Origin of the sequence: Duganella radicis, from assembly GCF_009720825.1 — a bacterium.
GTDB classification, from domain to species: Bacteria; Pseudomonadota; Gammaproteobacteria; order Burkholderiales; family Burkholderiaceae_D; genus Rugamonas; species Rugamonas radicis.
Window position 1 is genome coordinate 1 of record NZ_WNKY01000018.1, and the last position, 24950, is coordinate 24950.

Annotated in this window: 21 protein-coding genes and 1 rRNA gene; 6 read left to right on the forward strand and 16 right to left on the reverse strand. The window is 64.5% G+C overall.

Features of this window, described 5'->3' with window-relative positions; all coding sequences use genetic code 11:
- Positions 1–2 precede the first annotated feature (2 nt).
- Positions 3–115: ribosomal RNA gene (gene rrf / locus GM676_RS16895) — 5S ribosomal RNA — on the forward strand.
- A gap of 47 nt (positions 116–162) precedes the next feature.
- On the opposite strand, the gene GM676_RS16900 is transcribed toward rrf, so the two are convergent.
- On the reverse strand, positions 163–1425 hold the full coding sequence (locus GM676_RS16900; protein ID WP_155464899.1) for a GMC family oxidoreductase N-terminal domain-containing protein: 1263 nt from the start codon (positions 1423–1425) through the stop codon (positions 163–165).
- 116 nt (positions 1426–1541) lie between these two features.
- Here GM676_RS16900 and GM676_RS16905 point away from each other — a divergent pair, with 116 nt between their 5' ends.
- The gene (locus tag GM676_RS16905) at positions 1542–2477 is read left to right on the forward strand and encodes an exopolyphosphatase (protein WP_155464900.1); all 936 of its coding nucleotides are present in this window, start codon (positions 1542–1544) and stop codon (positions 2475–2477) included.
- Between the two features lie 57 nt (positions 2478–2534).
- On the opposite strand, the gene GM676_RS16910 is transcribed toward GM676_RS16905, so the two are convergent.
- Together GM676_RS16910 and GM676_RS16915 are read right to left on the reverse strand one after the other, a co-directional pair.
- On the reverse strand, positions 2535–3791 hold the full coding sequence (locus GM676_RS16910) for a nitronate monooxygenase (protein WP_155464901.1): 1257 nt from the start codon (positions 3789–3791) through the stop codon (positions 2535–2537).
- Between the two features lie 139 nt (positions 3792–3930).
- Positions 3931–4416 carry a YajQ family cyclic di-GMP-binding protein gene (locus tag GM676_RS16915; RefSeq protein WP_155464902.1) on the reverse strand — a complete coding sequence of 162 codons (486 nt, stop codon included), beginning with the start codon at positions 4414–4416 and terminating at the stop codon, positions 3931–3933.
- Positions 4417–4558: 142 nt separating this feature from the next.
- Between GM676_RS16915 and murB the strand changes: the two genes are divergently transcribed.
- Positions 4559–5569, forward strand: a complete 1011-nt coding sequence (gene murB, locus GM676_RS16920) for a UDP-N-acetylmuramate dehydrogenase (protein ID WP_155464903.1) — start codon at positions 4559–4561, stop codon at positions 5567–5569.
- On the opposite strand, the gene GM676_RS16925 is transcribed toward murB, so the two are convergent.
- From GM676_RS16925 to argF, 12 genes are all read right to left on the reverse strand, one after another.
- Positions 5562–6500 (reverse strand): sensor domain-containing diguanylate cyclase, encoded by a 939-nt coding sequence (locus GM676_RS16925; RefSeq protein WP_155464904.1) that lies wholly within the window; start codon positions 6498–6500, stop codon positions 5562–5564. The two genes, murB and GM676_RS16925, sit on opposite strands and share 8 nt — an antisense overlap.
- A gap of 37 nt (positions 6501–6537) precedes the next feature.
- Positions 6538–6852 (reverse strand): pyrimidine/purine nucleoside phosphorylase, encoded by a 315-nt coding sequence (gene ppnP, locus GM676_RS16930; RefSeq protein WP_155464905.1) that lies wholly within the window; start codon positions 6850–6852, stop codon positions 6538–6540.
- A 13-nt stretch (positions 6853–6865) separates the two neighbouring features.
- Complete coding sequence (locus GM676_RS16935; RefSeq protein ID WP_155464906.1) at positions 6866–7912, reverse strand: diguanylate cyclase; 1047 nt, start codon at positions 7910–7912, stop codon at positions 6866–6868.
- A gap of 17 nt (positions 7913–7929) precedes the next feature.
- Positions 7930–8970 (reverse strand): chemotaxis-specific protein-glutamate methyltransferase CheB, encoded by a 1041-nt coding sequence (gene cheB / locus GM676_RS16940; protein ID WP_155464907.1) that lies wholly within the window; start codon positions 8968–8970, stop codon positions 7930–7932.
- The gene (locus tag GM676_RS16945) at positions 8967–11240 is read right to left on the reverse strand and encodes a hybrid sensor histidine kinase/response regulator (protein WP_155464908.1); all 2274 of its coding nucleotides are present in this window, start codon (positions 11238–11240) and stop codon (positions 8967–8969) included. Before GM676_RS16945 ends, cheB begins: the two co-directional genes overlap by 4 nt.
- On the reverse strand, positions 11237–11902 hold the full coding sequence (locus GM676_RS16950; protein ID WP_155464909.1) for a chemotaxis protein CheW: 666 nt from the start codon (positions 11900–11902) through the stop codon (positions 11237–11239). Before GM676_RS16950 ends, GM676_RS16945 begins: the two co-directional genes overlap by 4 nt.
- Positions 11899–13167 (reverse strand): CheR family methyltransferase, encoded by a 1269-nt coding sequence (locus GM676_RS16955; RefSeq protein WP_155464910.1) that lies wholly within the window; start codon positions 13165–13167, stop codon positions 11899–11901. The genes GM676_RS16950 and GM676_RS16955 overlap by 4 nt, the downstream gene beginning before the upstream one ends.
- Entirely contained in the window at positions 13164–13622 is a 459-nt protein-coding gene (locus tag GM676_RS16960; RefSeq protein ID WP_155464911.1) for a chemotaxis protein CheW, read from the reverse strand. Before GM676_RS16960 ends, GM676_RS16955 begins: the two co-directional genes overlap by 4 nt.
- A gap of 12 nt (positions 13623–13634) precedes the next feature.
- Positions 13635–15452, reverse strand: coding sequence for a methyl-accepting chemotaxis protein (locus GM676_RS16965; protein ID WP_155464912.1), 1818 nt, complete (start codon positions 15450–15452; stop codon positions 13635–13637).
- A 69-nt stretch (positions 15453–15521) separates the two neighbouring features.
- A complete protein-coding gene (locus GM676_RS16970; protein WP_155464913.1) occupies positions 15522–17333 on the reverse strand; it encodes a methyl-accepting chemotaxis protein in 1812 nt (603 codons plus the stop codon).
- Positions 17334–17424: 91 nt separating this feature from the next.
- Entirely contained in the window at positions 17425–18657 is a 1233-nt protein-coding gene (locus GM676_RS16975; RefSeq protein ID WP_155464915.1) for an argininosuccinate synthase, read from the reverse strand.
- A 42-nt stretch (positions 18658–18699) separates the two neighbouring features.
- Positions 18700–19617: an ornithine carbamoyltransferase gene (gene argF, locus GM676_RS16980; RefSeq protein ID WP_155464917.1), complete on the reverse strand. Its 918-nt coding sequence runs from the start codon at positions 19615–19617 to the stop codon at positions 18700–18702.
- A 132-nt stretch (positions 19618–19749) separates the two neighbouring features.
- Here argF and GM676_RS32615 point away from each other — a divergent pair, with 132 nt between their 5' ends.
- From GM676_RS32615 to GM676_RS16995, 3 genes are read left to right on the forward strand one after another with little or no spacing between them, the layout of a single operon-like run.
- The gene (locus GM676_RS32615) at positions 19750–20415 is read left to right on the forward strand and encodes a GntR family transcriptional regulator (RefSeq protein ID WP_170304311.1); all 666 of its coding nucleotides are present in this window, start codon (positions 19750–19752) and stop codon (positions 20413–20415) included.
- A 4-nt stretch (positions 20416–20419) separates the two neighbouring features.
- The gene (locus tag GM676_RS16990) at positions 20420–20947 is read left to right on the forward strand and encodes an isochorismatase family protein (RefSeq protein ID WP_170304312.1); all 528 of its coding nucleotides are present in this window, start codon (positions 20420–20422) and stop codon (positions 20945–20947) included.
- A gap of 4 nt (positions 20948–20951) precedes the next feature.
- A complete protein-coding gene (locus GM676_RS16995; protein WP_155464923.1) occupies positions 20952–22094 on the forward strand; it encodes a trans-sulfuration enzyme family protein in 1143 nt (380 codons plus the stop codon).
- On the opposite strand, the gene GM676_RS17000 is transcribed toward GM676_RS16995, so the two are convergent.
- A complete protein-coding gene (locus tag GM676_RS17000; protein WP_155464925.1) occupies positions 22095–24926 on the reverse strand; it encodes a sensor histidine kinase in 2832 nt (943 codons plus the stop codon).
- Between the last annotated feature and the right edge of the window lie 24 nt (positions 24927–24950).

The following is a 24950-nucleotide window of genomic DNA, read 5'->3' on the forward strand; positions in this document are numbered from 1 at the left end:
AGCTTGATGACCATAGTAAGTCGGTCCCACCCCTTCCCATCCCGAACAGGACCGTGAAACGACTCTACGCCGATGATAGTGCTGCAACCAGTGTGAAAGTAGGTTATCGTCAAGCTAGTTATAAGCCAGGAAGGCCCGCTCTGTGAGCGGGCCTTTTTGCGTTTACAGCCAGGCTCCGAGGCGCTTGCCCAGACACAGCAAGGTCAAAGTCGGCGGCAATCCCCATGGTTGCGGGATCACCGAGGCATCGCAGACGTAGAGGTTGGCGGTGGCTGTCTGAAGATTGCTGTCCACGCCTTCGCCGATGCGCACGCTGCCGCCAGGATGGGCGGCGAAATGCCAGCTCTTGAAGATCTTGCGTGCGCCGGCCGCGCGCAATATGCCGCGCGCCATATCCACACCAGTGGCCAGTTTGTTGCGGTCCGAAGCCGTCAATGTCTTGTCCACCCAAAGCGGGCCGATGCCGCCGCCGATTTCATCGCGCACTTTGACCATGATGCTCAGCGTGCCCGCATGCGCGGCCAGCCGGTCCAGCCGCCCGACCTGCGCGGCAAACGCCTGATACATCGGTTTGGGCAAGGTCATGTCCGCCAGCGCGATACCTTCCTGATGCAGATACAGCCCGGCCGCCATCGGCACTTCGGCGCCGCCCTCGATGTCATCCACATGGCCCATGACGGCGATGACGGGATCGCTGAAAAAGCTGCTGCTGGCCGGATGCAAGCCGGACGCATGCAGCAGGCGCGGGCTTGCTATGCCGCCTGCCGCCAGGATGACGTTGTGCGCCATGGCCTGCTGCCGCCGTCCCCCGTGCTGATAGCGCACGCCGGTGGCGCGGCCGTTTTCCACCATGACGCTATCCACCCGGGCCTGGTCGATCAGGGTTGAGCCCAGCTGGATTGCTTCGTCGACGAAGTCGCGCGCCGTCCACTTGGCCCCAAATGGGCAGCCATAGACACACCGCCAGCAGCCGCTGCGGCAGATCGATGGCCGTATCAGTTTGTCCAGTTTGCGCCAATCGAGTTGCTGGGCGAGGGCGCCCTGGCGGATACGGGCCGCCAGCGGGCCGATCAACTCATCAGGTAGCTGGCTGATCGGCAGCTCGGCGCGCAACGCTGTCAGCGCAGGGCCGAGATCGATGCCGTGGGCGCTGAACATTGCCGGCGGCGCGGCGGCGGTGGCGAAATTGATGGCGGAGGTGCCGCCCACCGTCATGCCGCTGACCAGCAGCGAAGCGTCACGGTGCAGGAAGCTGCTTTTTCCCGGTATGGCGGCGATGCCGGCCATTTGCCGGAGCGTGCCTTGCAGCGGCGCCGCGCTGCCGCGTTCCAGCAGCAAAACGCGCAAGCGCCGCCGCGCCAGTTCGCGGGCCACACTGGCGCCGCCCGGCCCGCTACCGACAATGATGGCGTCATAAATCGTCATGCTTCGATTTTACGGCGTAACTATGTGACGTAATGCAACGACAGGTCACTATTTGTGGGCAGCCATGCCATTGAGTTGTATTATTTGCTGATGTTCAACCCAACTGAGGTAGATCCATGGCAGAGGCAAAAAAATATCGCTTGGTAACCCGTAGCGATTTTGATGGTTTGGTTTGCGCAGTACTGTTAAAACACCTGGATTTGATCGACGAAATCCTGTTTGTGCATCCCAAGGATATGCAGGATGGGAAGATCACGATTACCGATCGCGACATCACGACCAATCTGCCGTACGTGGCCGGCGCGCATCTGGCTTTCGACCACCATCTGTCTGAAACCATCCGCAATACCGGCGAGCGCAGCAACCACGTCATCCATCCCGAGGCGCCATCGGCCGCGCGCGTGGTGTACGACTATTACGGCGGCCTGAAAGCCTTCCCGGCTTCGTGGAACGACATGATGGCGGCGGTCGACAAGGGCGACGCCGCGCGCTTCAATGAGCAGGAAGTGCTGAATCCGGAAGGCTGGGATTTGCTGAACTTCCTGATGGATGCGCGTACCGGCCTGGGCCGCTTCCGCGAGTTCCGCATCTCGAATTACAACCTGATGATGGACCTGATCGACTACTGCAAGAACCACACGATCGCCGAGATCATGGAGCTGCCGGACGTGAAAGAGCGTAAGGAGCTGTACTTCGAGCACGCCGAGAAGTGCAAGGACCAGATCCGCCGCTGTGCCACCATACACAAAAATCTGGTGGTGCTGGACTTGCGCAATGAAGAGATCATCTACGCCGGCAACCGCTTCATCATCTATGCGATCTTCCCGCAGACGAATATCTCGATCCACGTGCTGTGGGGACTGAAGAATCAGAACACGGTGTTCGCCACTGGCAAGTCGATTCTGAACCGCACCTCGAAAACCAATATCGGCGCGCTGATGCTGGAATACGGTGGCGGCGGTCACGAGAACGCCGGCACCTGTCAGGTCGAAAATGAAATGGCGGAGGATGTGCTGGGAGCGTTGATCCACCGGATCAACAAGGACGGCTGATAAAAAGCGCGTGTGCCGCGGCGCTCAAGATCGCCGCACGGCCACGCGCTTTTTTAATTAGAACTCTTTTTCAGGAAGAGCTATGGTGTTATCGGTGCTGAACTGGTAGTCCTTGAACACATGCTCCGCCGTCAGCAGCTGGTACTCGCCGTCCGGCTTCTTGAACGAGGTGTCCTTGAGCTTGTAGGTGTAGTGACCGCAGGTCCAGCAGTTGAAGTTGCGCATGTGGGTGCACAGGCAGGTCTTGTCCATCACCACCACGGCTTTGGCTTCCGGATTGGCCATCACTTCGCGGTTGTACGAATTGATGTAGGCGCAGTTGCCGCTGGCATCCAGCAGGTAGCCATACGATTCGCAGCCCGGACGGATGCCGGAACCGATCGCCGGCGTGTTCTTCAGCATGCGCATCGGATAGCCGGTCGGCGACACGCCATTGACGATGATGTCCTCCTCCGAGGCCTTGAAGTATTCCTGCTTGACCTTGTCCGGCAGGCCGCATTCCTTGGTGACGGTGAAGCGGGTGGCCACTTGCACGCCTGCGGCGCCGGCTTCCAGGAAGCTCACCGCGTCCGAGCCGGTGAAGATGCCGCCGGCCGCGATCAGCGGAATGTCCAGGTTCTCTTCCTTGAAGTAGGCCAGCAGCTCCTTGGTGATGGTCATCAGGTCGTAGTCTTTCCAGTCCTCCAGGCCGAAGCCGAGGTGGCCGCCGGCCAGCGGGCCTTCGACGATGACGTAATCCGGCAGGCGGTTCAGCTTGGCGTTCTTGCGCAGGAAGATTTGCAGCGCGCGTACCGATGACACAATGATGCCCAGCTTGGCTTCGCGGAAGCGCGGGTGATCGGCCATCAGCGCGAACGAGCCGAAGTGCAGGCCGGCCGACAGGGTGATGCCGTCGATGCCGGCGTCCAGCGCCGCGTTCAGGCGGGTGCGCAGGGTTTCGCGCGGGCCGTTCATGGTCAGCTTTTCCATGCAGTTGACGAAGATCAGGCCGGGGCCTTGTTTTGCCTTCATGGTGGCGCCGATGTGCAGGCGCTGCGCCTCCGCCAGGCGCTCCAGGTCGAACTGGACAATCGACTTGTCCATGTTGTTGATGTTGTGCTTGTAGAGCTTGGTCTTGTCCTTGACGAAGCTGGTATCGAACTTGCGGTCCGACACGTCTTCCACCATGGCGTCGGAAATATGGCCGATGCCACCGAGGCGGGCTGCTTCCAGCGCCAGTTCCGAGGTCGAGATATCGACCCCCATTCCGCCGATCATGATGGGCACGTATTCGTTATTGCCAAATCGCAGACGGAAATCATCAACACGTTTCATTGCTATCCTTAGACTACCGAAGTTAATTGCGGTCGCGCGGTAGTACGCATGATCGGGGTTCCCGATTCATTCTACTCCATGTGTACTACAGCTTTGTGACGGCGCGCCGGCGTCCGGCCGGCACGCGAACGGACGAGGTTCAGTCGCGGAAGTTATTGAATTCCAGCGGCAGGTCGGTGGCTTCCTTGCGCAGCAGGGCCATGGCGGCCTGCAAGTCGTCGCGCTTGGCGCCGGTCACGCGCACCGATTCGCCCTGGATCGCGGCTTGCACCTTCATCTTGCTGTCCTTGATGATGCGGACGATCTTCTTGGCGTCGTCGGACTCGATGCCGTTCTTGACCTTGATGACCTGGCGTACCTTGTCACCGCCGATCTTCTTGATGTCGCCATCCTCCAGGAAACGCACGTCGACCTTGCGCTTGCCCAGCTTGCCGATCAGGACGTCGCGCACCTGTTGCAGCTGGAAGTCGGAGTCGGCGGTCACGGTCAGTTCGCGCTCTTTTTGTTCGACGGCGGCGCCGGTGCCCTTGAAGTCAAAGCGCGTGCCAATCTCCTTCTGGGATTGCTCAACGGCATTCTTTACTTCGATCATATCGGCTTCCAAAACTACATCAAACGAGGGCATAACTATTTCCTTTATTTTGCTACATGATTGCTACATCAAAGACTGCCATTTTAACGGACAACCCGCCTTTCGACGCCATATCGGCGCTGGTTTTTTGCTTGTTTCGCTCTATAATCGACTAAATTTATTGGTTATTTCCCTCATGTCCGCACCGTCTTCCGTTCAATATCAGTTTCCGCTGCAATCCCTGAATACTTTTGGCATCGCCGCCAGCGCGCGCGCCTATTTGCGCGTCACCAAAAAAGAGCAGCTGCTCGGCGTTTATGCTGATGGCGCCTGGGCTGCTTTGCCGAAGCTGGTGTTGGGCGGCGGCAGCAATGTGCTGTTGACCGGCGATTTCGACGGCCTGGTTTTGCACATCGCGCTGGAGGGGAAAGCGGTGGTCGGCGGCGATGAACGGCACCATTTTGTCACCGCGTCGGCCGGCGAAAACTGGCACGCGTTTGTGCAGTGGACCGTCGACCAGGGCCTCGGCGGCCTGGAAAACCTGTCGCTGATTCCGGGCACGGTGGGGGCGGCGCCTATCCAGAATATCGGCGCCTATGGCCTCGAAATCAAAGACGTATTCCACAGCGTGACGGTGTTCGATCCGGCCAGCGGCGAAACGCGCGTGATGGATGGCGCGGCGTGCCGTTTCGGCTATCGCGACAGCGTGTTCAAACACGAAGGCAAGCATCTCATCATTCTCGATGTGACCTTCGCGCTGCCCAGGCAATGGACGCCCAACCTGCGCTACGCCGAACTGGCGGCGGAACCGGACCTAACCTCGCCGCGCAAGATCGCCGACGCGGTGATCGCCATCCGCCGCCGCAAGCTGCCCGATCCCGCTGTGATCGGCAACGCCGGCAGCTTCTTCAAGAACCCCGTGGTGCCGGGCGCGCAATGCATGGCGCTGCTGGCGCGCTTCCCGGATATGGTGCACCACGCGCAGCCCGACGGCAGCGAGAAGCTGGCCGCCGGCTGGCTGATCGATCAATGCGGATGGAAGGGCAGGAGCCTCGGTGCGGCCGGCGTCTATCCGAAACAGGCGCTGGTGCTGGTGAATAACGGCGGCGCCACCGGTGCCGACGTGGTGGCGCTGGCCAAGGCCATACAGGCCGACGTGCGGGCGCGCTACGGCGTGCTGCTGGAGCCGGAGCCGGTGTTCATCTAGGGCGCGCCGCCTGCACCAGCTCAATCGCACTGCGGGCGTCTTCCGGATACAGCGAACTGCCGGTACGGCAGGCGGCGCGCAGCGCGGCGTCGCTGATGCCGGGCAGCGCCTCGCCCGTCACCGATAAGCTGATGCGGTGCAGCTGGCTGGTGACGATGGACCGGCGCGAGGCCATGTTAAGGATCACGCCAAATTCATCGTGGCCGATGCGTGCCACCAGATCGCCGGGGCGGCATTCGCGTTCGATGCGGCGCGAGATATCGGTCAGCGCTTCCGGCAGCTTGTCGATGCCTTCGACCCGCACCACCGCCACGCCAAGATTGCCATGGCCGGCCTGCGACGCCGCCGCCAGCTTGGCTTGCAGCTGTTCATAGAAGAAGGAGCGGTTGGCGGTGCCGCTGGCTTCATCCAGCGTCATGCGCTGCTTGAGCACATTCGGGCCTTCCTGCGTGGCGCGCTGCATCAGCATGGCCGTCATATCGGCCAGCAGCTGCGCGATCTCGGCTTCGTACTGGTTGAACTGGCGCGGCTCTTTCCACACCAGCTTCATGACGGCGATGGCTTGGTCGGCCGCGAGCAGCGGCACGATCACCATCGCGCGCAGGCCGACCTTGCGGCAGGCCTCGCGGTTGACGCGGTCGTCGGTTTCGCTGTCGGTGCACAGCGCGGCGGTGCGGCTGGTCAGCACACGGCCCGACAGGCTGTTCGCCACCTTCATGCGCAAGCCCAGTTGCGCTTCCGCCAGCCCGCTGGCCGAGCGGTAGACGATGGCGTCGTCCTCCAGCAGCTCGACCACGGCGCCGTCGGCGCCGGTCAGCTCGACCGCCTTGGCGGATGCGGTGTCCATCACCGCGCTCAGGTCATTCCCGAGACCGACCAGTTGGACTTGCGCCTCAATGATGGCCAGCAGTTTGTGTGCAGGTATATTCATCGTCGTAAAAAAAGCAGACCTTGGTCTGCTTTTCAGTTTAGCCGAAGTGGCAAACGTATTCGAGGGTTTCCACCGTTTCGATATCGAATTTGCTGTTGCCGGCCACTTTGAACTCGGTGCCGGCGCCGTAGGTCTGCCATTCGCTGGCGCCGTCCAGGCGCACCTTGCACACGCCGCCGACGATTTCCATGATTTCCGGCGCGCCGGTGTTGAAGGTCAGGCTGGAAGGGAAGATGACGCCCACGCTTTTCTTGCTGCCGTCGGCCAGGACGACGGTGTGCGAGACGCATTTGCCGTCGAAGTAGATATTGGCTTTCTTGACGACGCTGACTTGATCGATTTGTGCACTCATGCTGCTGTTTTCCTTAGTTCGAGGGGGTAAGACCGGGCAACTGGTCCGCGCTGATGACGCGGTTGCGGCCACCGTGCTTGGCGGCGTACAGGGCCCGGTCGGCTTGCCGGATCAGCTCATCGACGCTGCTCGCCGGCGACGGCACCACACTGGCCACGCCGATCGACATGGTCACGCATGAGAATTCCGTGGTCGCCTGCGGATTTTCAATCGCGAGCTGCTCCAGGTGGCGGCGGCATGACTCGGCCACGATCAGCGCCCCAGTCAATTCAGTCTCCGGCAGGATAATCGCGAATTCCTCGCCGCCGTAGCGCGCGGCCAGGTCGGCCGGGCGCTTCAGGTGTTCGGTTAACACCGCGGCCACTTTTTTCAGGCATAGATCGCCCGCCAGGTGGCCGAAGCTGTCGTTATACAGTTTGAAGAAGTCGACGTCGCACATCATCAGCGTCAGCGGCTTCTTGTCGCGCTGGCCGCGCTGCCATTCGATGCGCATGGTGTCGTCGAAGCGGCGGCGGTTGGCAATGCCGGTCAGGCCGTCCAGCGCCGCCAGCTTTTGCAGTTCGATGTTGGCATCGGCCAGCTGCTTCTGGCTCTCGCGCAGGAAGCGGAAGGCCTGGTCGCGTTGCAGGCGGCTGATGTGGGCGCCCGAGTGGTAGCGCACGCGCGCGAGCAGTTCCAGCTTGTCCGGCAGCTTGACCATGTAGTCGTTGGCGCCCATGGCAAAGCTGTGCGCCTTGAGCTTGGGATCTTCCTTGGCCGACAGCACGATCACCGGCACGTGGCGCAGGCCTTCCTCGCCGCGGTATTGGGTGATCTGGCCGAAGCCGTCGATGGTTGGCATCACCAGGTCTTGCAGGATCACGGTGGGCTGCAATTGCAGCGCCGTCTCCAGCGACTTGGTGGCGTCGGTCACGTAGTGGAATTCGATGTCCGGCTGGTCGCTCAGCATGCGCCGCACGGCTTCAACGATGATCAACTGGTCGTCTACCAGCAGTACGCGTACTTTGAAGGTGGTCAGGACCGGCTCTTGATCTGCTGCGATTACTTGTGCTTCCGACATCAGGATTCTCTTTAGTTTTATTTGCCACCCAGGGTGCTGCGCAAGACCGGCCCGATCTTCGCCAGCGGTAAAATCATCTGCGCCGCGTCCAGTTCGGCCGCCGCGCGCGGCATGCCGTACACCGCGCTGCTGGCCTGGTCCTGGGCGATGGTGGTCTGGCCGGCGCGGCGCATGGCCAGCAAGCCCTCGGCGCCGTCGCGGCCCATGCCGGTCAATAGTACACCAACCGCCTCGCCCTTCCAGTGTTGGGCCACGCAGTGAAAGAATACGTCGACCGAGGGGCGGTAGGCGTAGTCCTTGGGATTGGCATCGTAACGCAAGCGATGGTTTTGATCCAGCGTCAGGTGGTCGTTGCTCTTGGCGATCAGGACCACGCCGGCCGCCAGCTCGTCGCCTTCCTCGGCCGAGCGCACCGGCATGTCCAGCTGCTCGCCCAGCCAACGGGCGAAGTTGTCGGCGAAGTGCTGGTCGATGTGCTGCACCACCACGATGGCGCAGCCGCGCGGCGGCTTCCAGCCGGCCAGCATCTTGGACACCGCCACCGGGCCGCCGGTGGAGGCGCCGATCGCCAGCAGGGAAGTGACCTTTTCGGTATCGTGCGCATCGGCGCCGCCGTTGCCATTGCCGTTGGCGGCGCTCTTGGGCAGCATGGCCTGGTTGCCACCGCTGTGGCGTATCAGCTTGTCCATGGTGCGGATCTTGGCCAGCAGCTCGGCGTCGCCGCCCGGCTGGCCTTGCAGCACCGGCGTCGCCGTCACGTCCAGGGCGCCGGCGCCCAGCGCGCGGAACACCTGGTTGACGTTGTCCTGCGGGCGCCCGGTCACGATCAGGATGGCGCACGGGCTTTGCTCCATGATCTGGCGCGTGGCTTCCACGCCGTCCAGCTCCGGCATGTTAAGGTCCATCAGCACCAGGTCGGGGCGGTGTTCCACGCACATGCGCACCGCCTCGGCGCCGGTGCGGGCGATCCACAGCACCTGATGCTCGGCGGTGCTGGCGACCACGCGCCGCAGCGCTTCGGCCGCCATGGCGACATCGTTGGCGATGGCGATCTTCATCTGCGGGCGTCCCCAATCAAATCGCTGACGGCGTCGAGCAGCGTCTCGTCGTGGAAGCTGCCCTTGGTCAGATAGTAGTCGGCGCCTGCCGAAAGGCCGCGTGCGCGGTCTTCGGGGCGGTCTTTGTAAGAGACTATCATGACTGGCAGCTTGTGCAGATGTATATCTTTTTTAATCAATGTGACCAATTCGATACCATCCATGCGCGGCATGTCGACGTCGGTGATCACCAGGTCGTAGTCGCCGCTGCGCACCACGTTCCAGCCGTCGATGCCGTCGATGGCGATATCGACCAGGAAGCCGCGGCTGAGCAGCAGCTTGCGCTCCATCTCGCGCACGGTGAGCGAATCGTCGACCACCAGAATACGCTTGGTCTTGCGGCGCTCGGCGGCGTCCGACTTGGCCAGTTGATGCAGGCCGCCTTCGTGCAGCAGTTTGTCGATCGACAGCAGCAGATCCGGCACGTCGAGAATCAGCACCGGCTCGCCGTCGTCCAGCAGGGCGGCGGCCGAGATGTCGCGCATCTTGCCGAAGATCGGATCGATGGCTTGCACCGCCAGGCTTTGCTCGCCGCGGATGGCTTCCACCACCAGCGCGTAGCGGCGCGCGCCGGCGCCGATCACCACCACCGGCAGTTCGGCGCTGCCGGCGTCGGTGTCGCCCAGCTCCAGCGCTTGCGAGGCCGAGACCAGGCCGAGATGTTCGCCGCCCAGATCGAAGAACTGCTTGTTCTCCAGCGTGTGGATGGCGTTTTGCGCCACTTTGAGCACGCGTTCCACCTGCACGATGGGCACGGCGTAGGCCTCGCCCTTCACGTCCACCACCAGCGCCCGCACGATGGATTGCGTCAGCGGCAGGGTGATGCAGGTGCGGAAGCCGACGCCGTATTCGGACTCGATGCGCACGGTGCCGTTTTGCGAGCGTATGGTTTCGTGCACGATGTCCAGGCCGACGCCGCGGCCGGAAATTTCGGTGATGTTGTCCTTCAGGCTGAAGGCCGGCAGGAACAGGAATTCCATCAGCTCCGCCTGCGACATGGAAGCCGCCATCTGGGCCGGCGCCATTTTGCGGTCGATCACGCGGGTGCGGATTTTTTCGATGTCGACGCCTTTGCCGTCGTCGCTGATTTCGATGCTCAGCATGCCGGCGCGGTGCTTGGCCTCCAGCACGATGGTGCCGGTGCCCGGCTTGCCGGCGGCGATGCGTTCGGCCGCGCTGTCCATGCCGTGGTCGATGGCGTTGCGCAGCATGTGATTGAGCGGGCTTTCGATCCTGGCCAGGATGTCGCGGTCGACCAGCGTGTCTTCGCCGATGATGTGCAGCCTTACATCCTTGCCAAGGTTGCGCGCGAGGTCGCGCACCATGCGCGGGAAGTGCTGCACGCCGTCGCGGAAGGGCCGCATGCGCATGGTCAGCACTTCGTCCACCATCGATTGCGAAACGCCCAGCAGGCGGCGCTCGTAGGCTTCGATGTCGGCGATGTGCTCCAGCACGAACTGCTTGAGCGGATGGGTCTTTTGCAGCGCCAGCAGGGATTTTTCCTTCAGGCTGGCGTCGCTGCTGTTGGAGATGGCTTCGTGCAGTTGCTCGATCACGGAGAACAGGCTGCTCTGGTTGCGCTTGAAGCGCTGCATGTTCTGGATGAACGGGTGCATCTGGTGCGCGTTGATGCGCGATTCGCTGGCCAGCGACAGCAGCTTGTCGAAGTTTTGCGCGTGCTTCATGGGCGCCGGAGCGCGGCGCTCGTGCGCGTCCTCCACGGCCGGGGCGGGCGCAGCCGGTGCGGCTGGCGGCGCGGCCGTGGTCAGCGGGGCTGGCGCGGGCGGGGGCGGTGGCAGACCCACCGGTTCTGGCAGGAAGGCGATGGTGGTGATGGCGTTCAGCGTTTTTTTGATTGGTTCGCTGTTTTCGGCCAGCCAAGCGTCGACGCCGTTGTCCTGCAAGCGCGACGCCTGCAAGATCAGGTCGACGCCGGCCAGCAGCACGTCGACGCGGTTCGGCGTCAATGCCAGCTTGCCGTTTTGCGCGGCGATGAAGGCATCCTCCATGCCGTGCGCCAGTTGCACCACCACTTCCAGCCCGACGATGGCGGCCGCGCCCTTGATCGAGTGGGCCGCGCGCATCATCGACTCGACCGCGCTGGCGTCGTCCTTCAGGCGCTCCATGGCCAGCAGGCCGTCGGTCAGGATTTGCGTCTGGCTGTCTGCCTCCATGCGGAACAGGTCCAGCATGGAGAACTGGCTCAGGTCTCCGTTGTTATCGACGCTCATCGTAGGGTTCTCGCGAGTTGATAGCCGATCAGCGCTTCATCCAGCACGCCGATACGCATGTCCTGATGCGTGATCACGCCGCTGAGGAAGCGGGACAAGCCCTTGTTGATGGTGGCGGCCGGCGCCTGCACGCTGGCGCCGGCATAGCGCAGGATGCCATGCAGGTCCGCCACCGGCAGCGCGTAGGCCTGGTCTTCCCATTGCGTCAGCAGCAGGCGCGCGAAGGTGTGGCTGTGGGTGGCGGCTTCGCCTTCGCTTTCGTCGATGCCCAGCAGGTCGGCCAGCGACATGCATGGATACAGCGTGCCGCTCACATTGACGATGCCGCTCAGGCCACGCCCGCTGCGGTGCGGCAGGCGGTGCGGCCTGGCACTGGGGGCGACGGAGACAAACATGCGGGTCGGCAGCGACAGCCATTCGCGGCCGATGCGGAACACCAGGCAGGAGAGGTCCTGCTGCTGGCCTTCGCCGGCGTCGCGGCGGAAGTGGGCGGCCCATTCCTTCTTGTAGTCGTCGCTGACCGGACGTTGCAGGTTTTGCTGGGCGGCGGCGGCGTAGACTTCGCAGTTGCGGCAGTGGACGTGCTGTTGCAGCTTGTCGCAGCTTTGGTCGCCGTTCACGCCGATGCGGTTCCAGCAGGCTTCGATGATGGTTGTGCTCATGGCTTGGCGTCCAAGGATGCCTGCTGGCGTTTGTAGATGCGGGCGGCGCGCGCCTTGAGCGCGGCGGCGCCGGCGGCGTCGTTATTGGCCTCGGCCAGCAGCGCCAGATGGCACAGCGCTTCGTAGTGGTCGGGCTGGAGGTAGATGCAGCGCTTCCAGTAGTCCGCGGCCATCTGCGGCTTGTTGGTCAATTCGTTCAGCAGGCCGAGGATGAAGTAGGCTTCGGCCGATTCAGGATGCTGGGCGAGGTGGTCGCGGCACGCGCGCTCGGCGGCTTTGACATCTCCAAGATCGGCAAGACGGCGCGCCTCGGCCAGCAGATCAACGACCGGCGCGGCAGCGGGCGGCGTGGCGGCGGCAGGGCGGCTACGGCTGGACGGGACGGCCGGCGGCAGCGAGGGCGGCGAGGCGATGGTGCGGGCGGCGCGCGGCGGCGCCGGCTTGGCCTTGTCCGCGCCGCGCGGTGTGTGCAGCGGCTTGCGCGCCGGTGTTGCCACCTCCTTCCGCAAGCCGAACGCCTGGTTGTACGGCAGCGGAGAAAAGCCGTGCTGGCAGAACGACGGCACTTCCGCATAGCCGGCAAACAGCTGGCCGTCATCCATCAGCAGCGCCGCCAGCTTGGCGATGGCGGCCTTGGTGGTCGGCTTGTCGAAGTAGATCAGCAGATTGCGGCAGAACACCACATCGTAATAGGCGCTGCGCGTGCTCAGATCGAACTCCAGCAGGTTGCCCTGCTTGAAGCGCACCTGCTTGCGTATGGCGTCGTTGATGCGGTAGTCGCCGTCGCCGTCGCTGGTGAAATGCTGGTCGCGGAACGACAGATCCTGCGCGCGGAAGGCATTGCGGCCATAGATGCCGCTCTTGGCGCGCTCTACGCAGGCCGGGCTGATGTCATAGGCGTCGATCATGAAATTCCGCGGCGGGATGCCGGCATCGGCCAGCACCATGGCGATGGTGTAAGGCTCCTCGCCGCCGGCACAGGGAATCGACAGGATGCGCACCAGCCGGTCGCGGTCGGCCTTCAGCCGCGCGCGCACAAATTCGGTCATGGCGGCGAAGGCCTGCGCATCGCGGTAGAACCACGATTCCGGCACCACCACCAGCTCCACCAGCGCGGTCAACTCTTCCGGCGTCATGTGCTCAAGGTAGGCGTCATGATCGGTGACGGCGGTTTGCTCCATGCGGTTCTTGATCGCGCGCTCCACCACCGACTTGGACAGACTCAAGCCGGTCGCCGCGCGCAGCATGGATTGGGCCGGCGTCATGCTGCGCTATTCGCCGGTTGAAACAGCAGGGCACGCAGTTCGGCCGGCAGCAATTGCGTCAGTTCCACCAGTTGCAGCATGCCATGGCCGTCGCTGACCACCTGGCCGAGGAAGGGCGCGGCCTGCACCCCGCTGTCGAGCAGCAGCTCCTCGCGCACTTCCTGCACGCCCTGCACGCGCTCCGCGCGCAGGCCCAGTTGATGATGCGTGCCTTCCGGCGCCACGTAATCGGCCACGATGATGCGCGTGTCGAAATGGTCCTCGCCGCTGGGCAGGCCGGCGGCCCGGCACAAGTCGATCACCGGCACCGAGGCGCCGTGCAGGTCCAGCAGACCGGCCACCATGTCCGGCGCCAGCGGCAACTGCTTGAGCTCCACCAGCGGCAGCACGCGCACCACATCGCGCAGGCGCAAGCCGTAACGATCGGCGCCGATGTGGAAGACGAGAAGCTTCATCGCGCGTTCCGCCTACACCGTCACGGCGAAGTTGGCGACGCTGGTCTGCAAGTCGCCGGCCGCGTATTGCAGCTGGTGCACCGCCTCGCTGGTGGCCTTGAGCGATTCCACCGTCTGCTGGGTGGCGTCGTTCAGCTGCATCATGGTGGCGGTGATCTGCTCCGCGCCGACGGCCTGCGACTGCATCCCTTGCAGCACCACGTCGAACTGCGGCGCCAGTTTCTGCACCTGGTCCATCACGCCGGACAGCTGGTCGGTCACGGCGCGTACCTCGCCCACGCTGCGGCGGATCTCCTCCGAGAATTTGTCCATGCCCATTACGCTGGCGGAAACGGCCGACTGCATCTCTTTCAGCATCTGTTCGATATCCCAGGTGGAGACCGAGGTCTGGTCGGCCAGGCGGCGGATTTCGGTGGCGACCACCGAGAAGCCGCGTCCCGCCTCGCCGGCCTTCTCGGCCTCGATGGCGGCATTCAGCGACAGGATGTTGGTCTGGTCGGCCACCTTGGTGATGGTGGTCAGCACACTGTTGATGTTGGAGGCTTTTTCCGACAGCGCCGCCAGTTTGGCGTTGATCGAATCGGTGGCGGACACCATGTTCTGCATGGTGCTGTCCATGCGCTTCAGATTGTTCTGCGCGGTGGCGGTGGCGCTGGTGGTGTAATCCGCCACGGCGGTGGCTTCTTCCATGGTCTTCAGCAGCTGCGAGGTATTGGAGGAGATTTCCTTGGTGGTGCTGAGGATCTCGACGCTGGTCTGGGCCTGCTCGATGCCGGTGGCTTCCTGCTGCTTGGCCGAGGCGGCGATCTCGGTGGCCGAGGTGGTGACCTGGATGCCGGCCTTCTGCACATTGTTCAGCAGCGCGCGCAGGTTTTCAAACATGCGGTCCAGGCCCTTGGCCAGCTTGCCGATGGCGTCTTCGCCCTGCACTTCGATCTTGCCGGTCAGGTCGCCGTCGGCGGCCTTGGACACCACGCCCAGCAGGGAGTCGACCTTGGACCTGAGCAGATTGGAGGCAGCCAGCTGATTGGCCTGATTGTCCTGGATGGCTTGCGCCATGCGGTTGAATTCTGTGCTGACCTGGCCCAGCTCATCGGCCGACAGCACGTGCGCGCGCGCCGCCTGGTCGCCGCCGGCGATACGGCCGACCGCCTGGGTCAGGTTGTTCAGGGGCGCCAGCAGCGAACGCGCCAGCAGCCATGCGACACCCATCGAAAGCACCACGCAGGCCAGGCCGCCGCCGGTCAGCACCATGCGCATGGTTTCCTGCGACTGTTCGGAAGCGGCGGAGCGCAGGGCCAGCAGGCGCTTTTCCTCGTCCGCCGCCTCGTTCATGAATTTGTAGATCTCGCCGATGTTGGAGGTGGCGGCGCCCGACAACTGTGGCGTGCGGCCCATGGCGTCGGCGGCGCCGGCCTTGTCGCCCATGTCCTGGCGTAGCTTGAGCTGGGAGTCGATCACCTCCTTGATCCACACATGGATCATCTGCTCCAGCTTCTTGAAGCGCGCCACTTGTGCCGGATTGTCGGCGGTGAGCTTTTGCAGCGCGCCGATGGAGGCCGGCAGGTCCGTCATTTCCTTGCGGGCGCGCTCAAGGCGCTGCGCGGTGCCGGTCAGGTAGTAGCCGCGCGCTTCCACCTGGACTTGCAGCAGGTCGTTGCGCAGCACGTCGATGGCCTGGATCACATCCATCGTGTGCCGGTCCCACGCGTTGGCTTCCGACAGGATGTTGAAGCGGTTGTAAGCGATCGACAGCAGCACCAGGATGATGGCGAGGATGGCGCTGAAACCCAGATACAGCTTCTTCTTGATACTCAGGTCTTTAAACATTTTTTCTCCAGGACTGGCGGGGACCGGCTTGCAAGCGGCATTGTCCCATACCGGCCATCTTTATGGTATTCAGGCCGCAACCGAAAAGGTGGCGACACTGCTTTGCAGTCCGCCGGCCGCGTACTGCAACTGGTGGACCGCCTCGCTGGTCGACTTCAGCGACTCCACGGTTTGCTGGGTGGCGTCGTTCAACTGCATCATGGTTTCGTTGATCTGGGCGGCGCCCACGGCCTGCGACTGCATCCCTTGCAGGACCTGATCGAATTGCGGCGCCAGTTTCTGCACCTGATCCATCACGCCGGACAGTTGATTGGTCACGGCGCGCACTTCGCCGACGCTGCGGCGGATCTCTTCCGAGAACTTGTCCATGCCCATCACGCTGGCGGAGACGGCGGACTGCATCTCCTTGAGCATCTGCTCGATGTCCCAGGTGGAGACCGAGGTCTGGTCGGCCAGGCGGCGGATTTCGGTGGCGACCACCGAGAAGCCGCGTCCCGCCTCGCCGGCCTTCTCGGCCTCGATGGCAGCGTTCAGCGACAGGATGTTGGTCTGGTCGGCCACCTTGGTGATGGTGATCAGGACGCTGTTGATGTTGGAGGCTTTTTCCGACAGCGCCGCCAGCTTGGCGTTGATCGAGTCGGTGGCGCTGACCATGGTCTGCATGGTGCCGTCCATGCGTTTCAGGTTGCCCTGGGCGTCGGCGGTGGCGTGGGTGGTGTAGTCGGCCACCGAGGTGGCTTCCTCCATGGTCTTGACCAGATGCGAGATATTGGCCGAGATTTCCTTGGTGGTGGCCAGGATCTCGACGCTGGTCTGGGCCTGCTCGACGCCGGTGGCCTCCTGCTGCTTGGCCGAGGCGGCGATCTCGGTGGCCGAGGTGGTGACCTGGATGCCGGCCTTCTGCACGTCGTTGAGCAGGGTGCGCAGATTGTCGAACATGCGGTCCAGCCCATCGGCCAGGCGGCCGATGGCGTCCTCGCCGCGCACCTCGATCTTGCCGGTCAAATCGCCGGCGGCGGCCTTGGACACCACGCCAAGCAGGGAGTCGACCTTGGACTTGAGCAGATTGGTGGCTGCCTGCTCCTTTTCCTGGCTGTCCTGTATCGCCTGCGCCATCTGGTTGAAGGCGCCGGACACCTGGCCCAGTTCATCGCGCGAGCTGACTTCCACGCGCGCGTCCTGTTCGCCGCGCGCGATGCGGTCCACCACGGCGCTCAGGCGCACCAGCGGCGCGGCCAGCGCGGTGGACAGCAAGCCGCCAATGGTCAGCGCCAGCACCACGCAAATGGCGCCGCCAAGCGCCAGTACCACCTGCATGGACTGCGTCAACGCGGAGGAGGTCTGGATCCGGGCCGCCAGCAGGCGGTCCTCCTCGGCCATCGCGTCCTCAATCAGCTTGCGTATCTCGCCCATCATGCTGCTGCCGGCCTGCACCTCGCTGAGGGCTGCCGACGAGATAGCGGCGCCGCTGCGCGTCTGCGCGCGCCGCTGTTCCATCTGCTGATGGACCACGGTGTTGAGCCATTGGTTGATCATGGGCGCCAGCCTTTTGAGGCGAGCCTGCTGCGACGGGTTGTCGGCGGTGAGGCGGGTGATTTCTTCCAGATGATGCAGGGCGGCGGTTTCACCTTCGGCGATCGGCCGGGCGATGCCCTCGTCGCCGGTCAGCAGGTAGCCGCGAATGCTGCTCTGGATTTGCAGCAGGGCGATCTCGATCTGGTTCGCCTCCAGCAGCACGCGCAGGGTATGCTGGTCCCACTTGCTGGCGGTGGAAAGGCTGCTGAAGTTGCTGTAGGCGGAGGCCAGCAGGACGACGATGATGGCCACAATGGCGCCGAATCCGCCGGCGAGTTTTTTCTTGATACTGAGATCTTTCAGCATGGTTGCTCCACTCTCGATCAGACGTAGGGCCAATGTATCAAAAAAATGGCCGCTCAGCGAGCGGCCATTTTTGCCTGTGGGGCGCGAAAGCTTACTGGCCGCGCTTCAGGCGCGCGTTGGCGGCGATGCGCATGCGCAGGGCGTTCAGTTTGATGAAGCCGCCGGCGTCGGCCTGGTTGTAGGCGCCGCCGTCCTCGTCGAAGGTGGCGATGTTCATATCAAACAGGGAGTCGGTCTTGGAATCGCGCGACACCACGATCACATTGCCCTTGTACAGCTTGACGCGCACCCAGCCGTTCACGGTTTGCTGGGTGTGGTCGATCAGGGTTTGCAGCGCGACGCGTTCCGGCGCCCACCAGTAGCCGTTGTAGATCAGCGAGGCGTAGCGCGGCATCAGGTCATCCTTCAGGTGCGCCACTTCGCGGTCCAGGGTGATCGACTCGATGGCGCGGTGGCCCTTCAGCATGATGGTGCCGCCCGGGGTTTCGTAGCAGCCGCGCGACTTCATGCCGACGTAGCGGTTTTCCACCAGGTCCAGACGGCCGATGCCATGCTTGCCGCCCAGGCGATTCAGTTCGGTCAGCACGGTGGCTGGCGACATGCGCACGCCGTTGATGGCGACGATGTCGCCTTTCTCGTATTCCAGATCGACGTATTCGGCCTGGTCCGGCGCCTTTTCCGGGCTGACGGTCCAGCGCCACATCGATTCCTCGGCTTCGGCGCTTGGGTTTTCCAGGTGGCGGCCTTCGAACGAGATGTGCAGCAGGTTGGCGTCCATCGAGTAGGGCGCGCCGCCGTTCTTGTGTTTCATGTCGATGGCGATGCCGGCGTCTTCGGCGTATTTCAGCAGCTTCTCGCGCGACAGCAGATCCCATTCACGCCATGGGGCGATCACTTTCACGCCCGGTTTCAGCGCGTAGGCGCCCAGTTCGAAGCGCACCTGGTCGTTGCCCTTGCCGGTGGCGCCGTGCGAGATGGCGTCGGCGCCGGTTTGGTTGGCGATCTCGATCAGGCGCTTGGCGATCAGCGGACGCGCGATCGAGGTGCCCAGCAGGTATTCGCCTTCGTACACGGTGTTGGCGCGGAACATCGGGAATACGAAGTCGCGCACGAATTCCTCGCGCACGTCGTCGATGTAGATGTTCTCAGGCTTGATGCCGAATTTCAGCGCCTTGGCGCGTGCCGGTTCCAGCTCTTCGCCCTGGCCCAGGTCGGCGGTGAAGGTGACGATTTCGCACTGGTAGTTATCTTGCAGCCATTTCAGGATGACGGAGGTATCGAGGCCGCCCGAGTAGGCGAGGACTACTTTTTTAATATCGCTCATGATGATTCTCTTTAGGTGATTACTTGGTTTCGATGCGCGGGTTCAGATTCGACCCAGCAGCAGGTACTCGATCAGTGCTTTTTGAATGTGCAGGCGGTTTTCCGCCTCGTCCCACACCACCGATTGCGGGCCGTCGATGACGTCGGCCGAGACTTCCTCGCCCCGGTGGGCCGGCAGGCAGTGCATGAACAGCGCGTCCGGCGCGGCGCGCGCCATCTTGGCGCTGTCGACGATCCAGCCGTCGAAGGCTTTCAGGCGGGCGGCGTTTTCCTCTTCGTAGCCCATGCTGGTCCAGACGTCGGTGTTGACCAGGTGCGCGCCCTCGCAGGCGTCGGCCGGGTTGGCGAACAAGGTGAAACGGTCGGTGGAGACCAGCGACATGTCCATCTCGTAGCCGTGCGGCGTCGAGACGTTGACGTGGAAGCCGAATACCTCCGCCGCTTGCAGCCAGGAGTACAGCATGTTGTTGGCGTCGCCCACCCAGGCCACGGTCTTGCCGGTGATCGAGCCGCGGTGCTCGATGTAGGTGAAGATGTCGGCGAATACCTGGCAGGGGTGATGTTCGTTGGTCAGGCCGTTAATCACCGGCACGCGCGAATTGGCGGCGAAACGCTCGATGATGTCCTGGCCGAAGGTGCGCACCATGATGATGTCGCACATGCGCGACATGACCTGGCCGGCGTCTTCCACCGGCTCGCCGCGGCCCAGTTGGGAATCGCGGGTGTTGAGGTAAATGGCGGCGCCGCCCAGCTGGTGCATGCCGGCCTCGAACGAGAGGCGGGTGCGGGTCGAGTTCTTGTCGAACACCATGACCAGCGTGCGGTCGATCATCGGGTGGTAGATCTCGTAATTCTTGAACTTGCGCTTGATGATGCGCGCGCGTTCGATCACGTACTCATACTCGTCCAGCGTGAGGTCGGAAAATTGCAGGTAATGCTTGATCGGTTTTTGGATAGGCATAATGACAACTGACAGATGGCTGTAGCTCAGCCGAACAATTATAAAGGTAATTCGGCGGGCGGGGCTAATTACCACAGATTATGCTCGTCGGGGCGGCGCTCGTGCGCGATATGTAGTATATTACACATTACCATGCCGATTCCCGCCCATACTCCCGCCATCGCCCGTCCTCTGGCCCGCACCGAGGTCTACCGCACCCTGAAACAATGGATCGTCGATCTGACCCTGCAACCGGAGGAAACCATCCGCGACCTCGATCTGGCCGAGCGCCTTGGCGTGTCGCGCACGCCGGTGCGCGAAGCCCTGCGCCAGCTGGAGGACGAGGGGCTGGTGGTGACCAGCTTCCACAAGTGGACCAAGGTGGCGCCGGCCGAGCCGGCCGAGGCCATGCAGCTGTATCCGGTGGTGGCGGCGCTGGAGGGCATGGCGGTCCGGCTGGCCCTGGCGCATCTCACCGCCGGGGATCTGGCCGCGCTCGATCACAGCAACCGCGCGCTGGAACAGGCCATCCAGCAGGGCGACAGCGCCGCCGCCACCCGGCTGGACATGCAATTCCACGGCTTGCTGGTCGAGCGCAGCGGCAATGCCGAGATCGCCCGCCTGCTGGCCACGCTGCGGCCGCGCATCCAGCGCATCGAGCTGGCGTATTTTGGCGACCAGCCGATGGCGCTGGAATCGGTGCGCGATCACCAGGCCGTGCTGGCGGCGCTGCGCGACGGCGACGCCGATGCCGCCTGCGCCGCCGTTCAACGCAACTGGGAGTGGCAGCATACGCCGCTGCCGTCCATCAAGGAGTAGCACCATGAGCACCGCACTGATCGTCATCGATTTCCAGAACGCCGTTTTCATCGCGCCGGCGGCGCATCGGGCCGGGCTGGTGCTGGAGCGCATACGCGGGCTGATCGCGGCGGCGCGCGCCGCCAAGGTGCCGGTGGTCTACGTGCAGCACGCGGAACCGGATTGCGAATGGGAGGAGGGCAGCGACAGCTGGCGCTTCCCGCCAGCGATCGCGCCGCAGCCGGGCGACTTCGTCAGCGCCAAGCGCCAGTGCGACGCCTTCTTCGGCACCGGGCTGCGGGCCTGGCTGAATCAGCGGGCGATCACCCATGTGGTGATCTGCGGCTATGCCACCGAGTTCTGCATCGACACCAATGTGCGCCACGCCGCCAGCAGCGGCCTGGCCGTGACGGTGGCGGCCGATGCGCACACCACGCGCGACCGCCCGCACCTGGAGGCGGTGCGCATCATCGAGCACCATCAGGCCATCTGGCGCGGTTTCGGCGGCATCCAGCTGATCGACAGCGACGCCGTGCGCTTCGTGGAGGCGTGAGGCCATGGCCAAGCTCGTCACCGAACTGCTGCAACCGCCTGAGCACATCCCGCCCGGCTTCGCGTCGCTGAGCCAGGGCGTGTTTCACGCCTCCACCATCCTGTTTCCCGACGTCGCCTCGTTCCTGCGACGTCAGGAGCAGGCCGGGGTCGGCTACAGTTACGGCCAGAACGGCACGCCGACCCAGTACGCGCTGGCGGAAAAGCTGGCGCAGCTCGAAGGCGGCGGCCATACCATGCTGGTGCCCAGCGGGCTGGCGGCGATCACGCTGGTCAGCAGCCACGTGCTGTCGGCCGGCGACCATGTGCTGCTGCCGGCCGCCGTCTACGGGCCGACGCTGAGTGTGACGCGCGAACTGTTCGGCAAATGGGGCGTGCGTTGCAGCGTGTACCAGCACAGCGGCGCCGATATCGGTCAGTTGTTCGAACCGCGCACGCGGCTGGTGTGGGTGGAGAGCCCGGCCTCCAATTTGCTGGAAATGCAGGATGTGCCGGCGATTGTGGCGGCGGCGCATGCGCATGGCGCGCTGGTGGCGATGGACAACACCTGGGCCACGCCGCTGGGCTTCCGGCCGCTGGCGCATGGCGTCGACTTCTCGATACAGGCCCTGACCAAGTACGTGGGCGGCCATTCGGATCTGCTGATGGGCGCCGTGACGGTGGCCGATCCGCGGCGCTATCAGGAACTGCGCCAGACCGGCGAATTGCTGGGCTATTACGTGCCGCCCGACGAGTGCTTCCTTGCGCTGCGCGGCTTGCAGACCCTGGGCCTGCGGCTGGAGCGCCACTTCGCCTCGGCGCTGGCGATGGCGCGGATGCTGGAGCGGCAGGCGGCGGTGGCCACTGTGCACTATCCGCCGCTGCCGTCCGATCCGGGCCATGCGCTGTGGCGGCGCGATTTCAAACTGGGCAGCGGGCTGCTGTCGTTCACGCTGCGCCAGCCGGGATTGCCGGCGGTGGAGGCCTTTGTGGCAGCCCTGCGCTTTTTCAGGCTGGGCAACAGCTGGGGCGCGGTCCACAGCCTGGTGGCGGTGGCGCCGCTACAGAAGCCACGTGAAGGCTGGCTGATCCGCCTGCACATCGGCCTGGAAGATGTCGATGACTTGCTGGAGGATGTGCGGCAGGCGCTGGCCGCCGTGTCGCCGTGATCAGTGGTAGATCTGGCTGGCGGCCGGCTGCTGGTGCTCCGGCGCGGTCAGCGGCAGGTCCAGCGTGAAGGTGGTGCCCTCGCGCGAGCTGTGCACGGAAATCAGCCCGCCCATCAGCGACGTGACGATGTTGTAGCTGATCGACAGGCCCAGCCCGCTGCCGCCCTGTCCCAGCTTGGTGGTGAAGAAGGGATCGAAGATGCGCGACATGTGCTCGGGCGCGATGCCGCTGCCGTTGTCGCGGAAGGTCACCAGCACCCGGCCCTCGACCGGCGTGTGCGCGCGCAGCCACATGCCGCCGCTGCCGGCGCGGGTGAAGGCGTGCAGCAGGGCGTTGTTGATGAAGTTGGCGATCACCTGGCCGTAGGGGCCGGGATAGCTGTCCAGCACGATGGTGTCCGGGACGTCGGTGTCGATGCGGTGGCTGGAGGCGCGGATGCGGTTCATCATGGTGGCGATCACTTCCTGCGACACCTGCGCCAGGTTGAACTGGCGGCGCTGCTCGGTGGTGCGGTCGACCGCTACCTGCTTGAAACTGTTGACCAGGTTGGCGGCGCTGGTCAGGCCGCGCATCACCAGCTCGTGCGCCTTGCGCGCGTCCTCCAGATAGGTGGCCAGCGATGAGCGTTTCAGGCCGCTGCCGTTCATCTGCGCTTCCAGTTCCTCGGTCTTTTGCGCCAGCGTGCTGGCGATCAGCAGGCTGTTGCCGATCGGCGTATTCAGCTCGTGCGCCACGCCGGCCATCAGCGCGCCCAGCGCGGCCAGCTTTTCCTGCGACACCAGCTGGGTCTGCGCATCTTTCAATTGCCGGTACGCCTCGGCGTTGTCGAGCGCGATGGCGCCGTAGGCGCACAAGGTGCGGAAGATCAGGCGCTCGCGCGCGCCGTAGGCGTTGGCCTGCTTGCTTTGCACCGTCATCACGCCCAGCGCGCGCTCGCCCACCAGCAGCGGCACGTACAGCGCGCTGGTCATCAGCTCGGTGCCGGGGGCGAGGAAGATGTCGTCCGGGCCGGCGTCGGCCACGTAGATTTCGGTGCGCTCGCGCAGGCTGCGGGCGGCGTTGGCGCGCGGGTTGTCGATCTCGATGGTGTTGCCGGCCAGCGGCTGGCCATTCTCGATGCCGAACACGCGGCGGATGGTGTCGTGGCCCGGGTCGCACAGATAAATCGCCAGCGAATGGGCCGGCAGCAGCGCCTGCACGTGGCGGTGCAGCGCCTTGAACACGGCGCCGGCGTCGAGGTGGGTGGTGATCTCCTGGCCGATGACCGACAGGCGTTCCAGCGTGGCGGTGGTCTGTTGCAGCAACTGCACGCGGCGCACCTCGGCGGCCGCTAGCTCGCGGTGATGCAAACCTTCGGCACGCGCATGCTCGGTCTGGTGCTGCACCTGCATGGCGATGGCGCGATTGGTGGCGTCCTGGCTATGGGTCTTTTCGCGCGCGGCGGCGGCCAGCTGGGCCGACAGGTAAGCCTTGCGGTAATCGCCGATCTGCGCGTATTCGCGCGCCAGCGCGTCGTGCAGGTCGCCGGGCAGGGTGTAGCCGTTGATGTGGCCGGCCACCGCCAGCGCCTGGTGCAGGAAGTGCAGGGTGGCGTTGGGCTCGGTCATGCCGGCCGGCGCCGGCAGCCGGTGGCGCAGATGGATCACCGACATCACGCGCAGCGCCGCCACGTGGTTGTACAGATTGGCCTGTTCCTGCGCCAGCGCGGCGGCCTGTTCCGCCATCGCCAGCGCTTCCTGCGGACGGTCGAGGAAGCACAGCGCGTGCGCCTGCCCGCGCCGGGCGATGCTCAGGAAGTCGGCGTGCCGCAGGGCCGTGCCGCGCGCCTGCAATTTGCGGAAGGCGTCCAGCGCGGCGGTGTAGTCGGCCTTGTCCAGCCACAGGTCGCCCAGGTAGTGCAGGGCGGTGGCGTAGCTGCGCGCGCCGGACAGCGGTGCCAGGATGTGCAGCGCTTCTTGCAGCAGCTCCTCGGTGGCGTCCAGCCGGCCCAGCCGGCGCATGGTGTCGGCGGTGTGCATCAGGCAGACGCCGATGCTGCGCGGCCAGCCGGCGCGGCGCGCCAGCCCGAGCGCGCTTTCCATCCATTCCAGCGCCGCGTGGTGGTCGTTGAGGATGGTGAAGTCGAGGCCGATGTTGACGGCGGCGGTGATCGCCATGCGCAACTGGCCGGTTTCCAGCGCCGCCTCGTAGCAGCGCAGGTAGTGGCCGGCGGCGGCGCCGAAATCGCTGGCCTGGCTGGCGGCCAGGCCGTAGTAGTCGTAGATCCAGCTGGCCACGGCCGGCAGCGCCTCCTCCTGCGGCGTGAAGCGCTGGCTCCAGCGCCGCTGTGCGCTGGGCAGGTCGTGCAGCACGCTCCAGCGGGCGTTGACGGCGTCGGCGATGGCGCAGCGCTGGGCGTCGCCGGCTTCGCGCGCGGCGCCGGCCATGTGTTCGAGTTCGGCTTCGGCGCGCGGGTGGTCGCCGCTGTCGATGGCGATCCAGGCGCGCAGCCAGTGGGCGTCGGCGCGGCCGAGCGGCTGGCCGATGGCGGCGAAGCGGGCGCAGGCCTCGGCCGCCTGTTCCTCCGCGTCCTCCAGCCGGCCGGACAGCCAGGTGGCCTCGGCGCGCACCAGCAGGAAGCGGGTGGCGATGGCCTGGGCGTCCGCCGCGGGCAGGCCGGCGGCCGGCAGCAGGGTCAGGCCTTCGGCGGCCAGTTCCAGGGCGCGCGGCGTGTCGCGCTGGCGCAGGTGCCAGCACAGCGGCAGCAGCACCGGGAGGCGCGCGGGACCGTGCAGGGGCGGCAGGGCGGCCTCCCAGTCGGCTATCGCGTCTTCCAGCGCAAACATGTCCATGACACCCCCAAGGCTAATTGCCTC

Excerpts from the sequence above, each read along its gene's own strand:
- GM676_RS16900 (WP_155464899.1), bottom strand. The coding sequence starts at position 1,425 with ATGACGATTTATGACGCCATCATTGTCGGTAGCGGGCCGGGCGGCGCC.
- GM676_RS16905 (WP_155464900.1), top strand. The coding sequence starts at position 1,542 with ATGGCAGAGGCAAAAAAATATCGCTTGGTAACCCGTAGCGATTTTGAT.
- GM676_RS16910 (WP_155464901.1), bottom strand. The coding sequence starts at position 3,791 with ATGAAACGTGTTGATGATTTCCGTCTGCGATTTGGCAATAACGAATAC.
- GM676_RS16915 (WP_155464902.1), bottom strand. The coding sequence starts at position 4,416 with ATGCCCTCGTTTGATGTAGTTTTGGAAGCCGATATGATCGAAGTAAAG.
- murB (WP_155464903.1), top strand. The coding sequence starts at position 4,559 with ATGTCCGCACCGTCTTCCGTTCAATATCAGTTTCCGCTGCAATCCCTG.
- GM676_RS16925 (WP_155464904.1), bottom strand. The coding sequence starts at position 6,500 with ATGAATATACCTGCACACAAACTGCTGGCCATCATTGAGGCGCAAGTC.
- ppnP (WP_155464905.1), bottom strand. The coding sequence starts at position 6,852 with ATGAGTGCACAAATCGATCAAGTCAGCGTCGTCAAGAAAGCCAATATC.
- GM676_RS16935 (WP_155464906.1), bottom strand. The coding sequence starts at position 7,912 with ATGTCGGAAGCACAAGTAATCGCAGCAGATCAAGAGCCGGTCCTGACC.
- cheB (WP_155464907.1), bottom strand. The coding sequence starts at position 8,970 with ATGAAGATCGCCATCGCCAACGATGTCGCCATGGCGGCCGAAGCGCTG.
- GM676_RS16945 (WP_155464908.1), bottom strand. The coding sequence starts at position 11,240 with ATGAGCGTCGATAACAACGGAGACCTGAGCCAGTTCTCCATGCTGGAC.
- GM676_RS16950 (WP_155464909.1), bottom strand. The coding sequence starts at position 11,902 with ATGAGCACAACCATCATCGAAGCCTGCTGGAACCGCATCGGCGTGAAC.
- GM676_RS16955 (WP_155464910.1), bottom strand. The coding sequence starts at position 13,167 with ATGACGCCGGCCCAATCCATGCTGCGCGCGGCGACCGGCTTGAGTCTG.
- GM676_RS16960 (WP_155464911.1), bottom strand. The coding sequence starts at position 13,622 with ATGAAGCTTCTCGTCTTCCACATCGGCGCCGATCGTTACGGCTTGCGC.
- GM676_RS16965 (WP_155464912.1), bottom strand. The coding sequence starts at position 15,452 with ATGTTTAAAGACCTGAGTATCAAGAAGAAGCTGTATCTGGGTTTCAGC.
- GM676_RS16970 (WP_155464913.1), bottom strand. The coding sequence starts at position 17,333 with ATGCTGAAAGATCTCAGTATCAAGAAAAAACTCGCCGGCGGATTCGGC.
- GM676_RS16975 (WP_155464915.1), bottom strand. The coding sequence starts at position 18,657 with ATGAGCGATATTAAAAAAGTAGTCCTCGCCTACTCGGGCGGCCTCGAT.
- argF (WP_155464917.1), bottom strand. The coding sequence starts at position 19,617 with ATGCCTATCCAAAAACCGATCAAGCATTACCTGCAATTTTCCGACCTC.
- GM676_RS32615 (WP_170304311.1), top strand. The coding sequence starts at position 19,750 with ATGCCGATTCCCGCCCATACTCCCGCCATCGCCCGTCCTCTGGCCCGC.
- GM676_RS16990 (WP_170304312.1), top strand. The coding sequence starts at position 20,420 with ATGAGCACCGCACTGATCGTCATCGATTTCCAGAACGCCGTTTTCATC.
- GM676_RS16995 (WP_155464923.1), top strand. The coding sequence starts at position 20,952 with ATGGCCAAGCTCGTCACCGAACTGCTGCAACCGCCTGAGCACATCCCG.
- GM676_RS17000 (WP_155464925.1), bottom strand. The coding sequence starts at position 24,926 with ATGGACATGTTTGCGCTGGAAGACGCGATAGCCGACTGGGAGGCCGCC.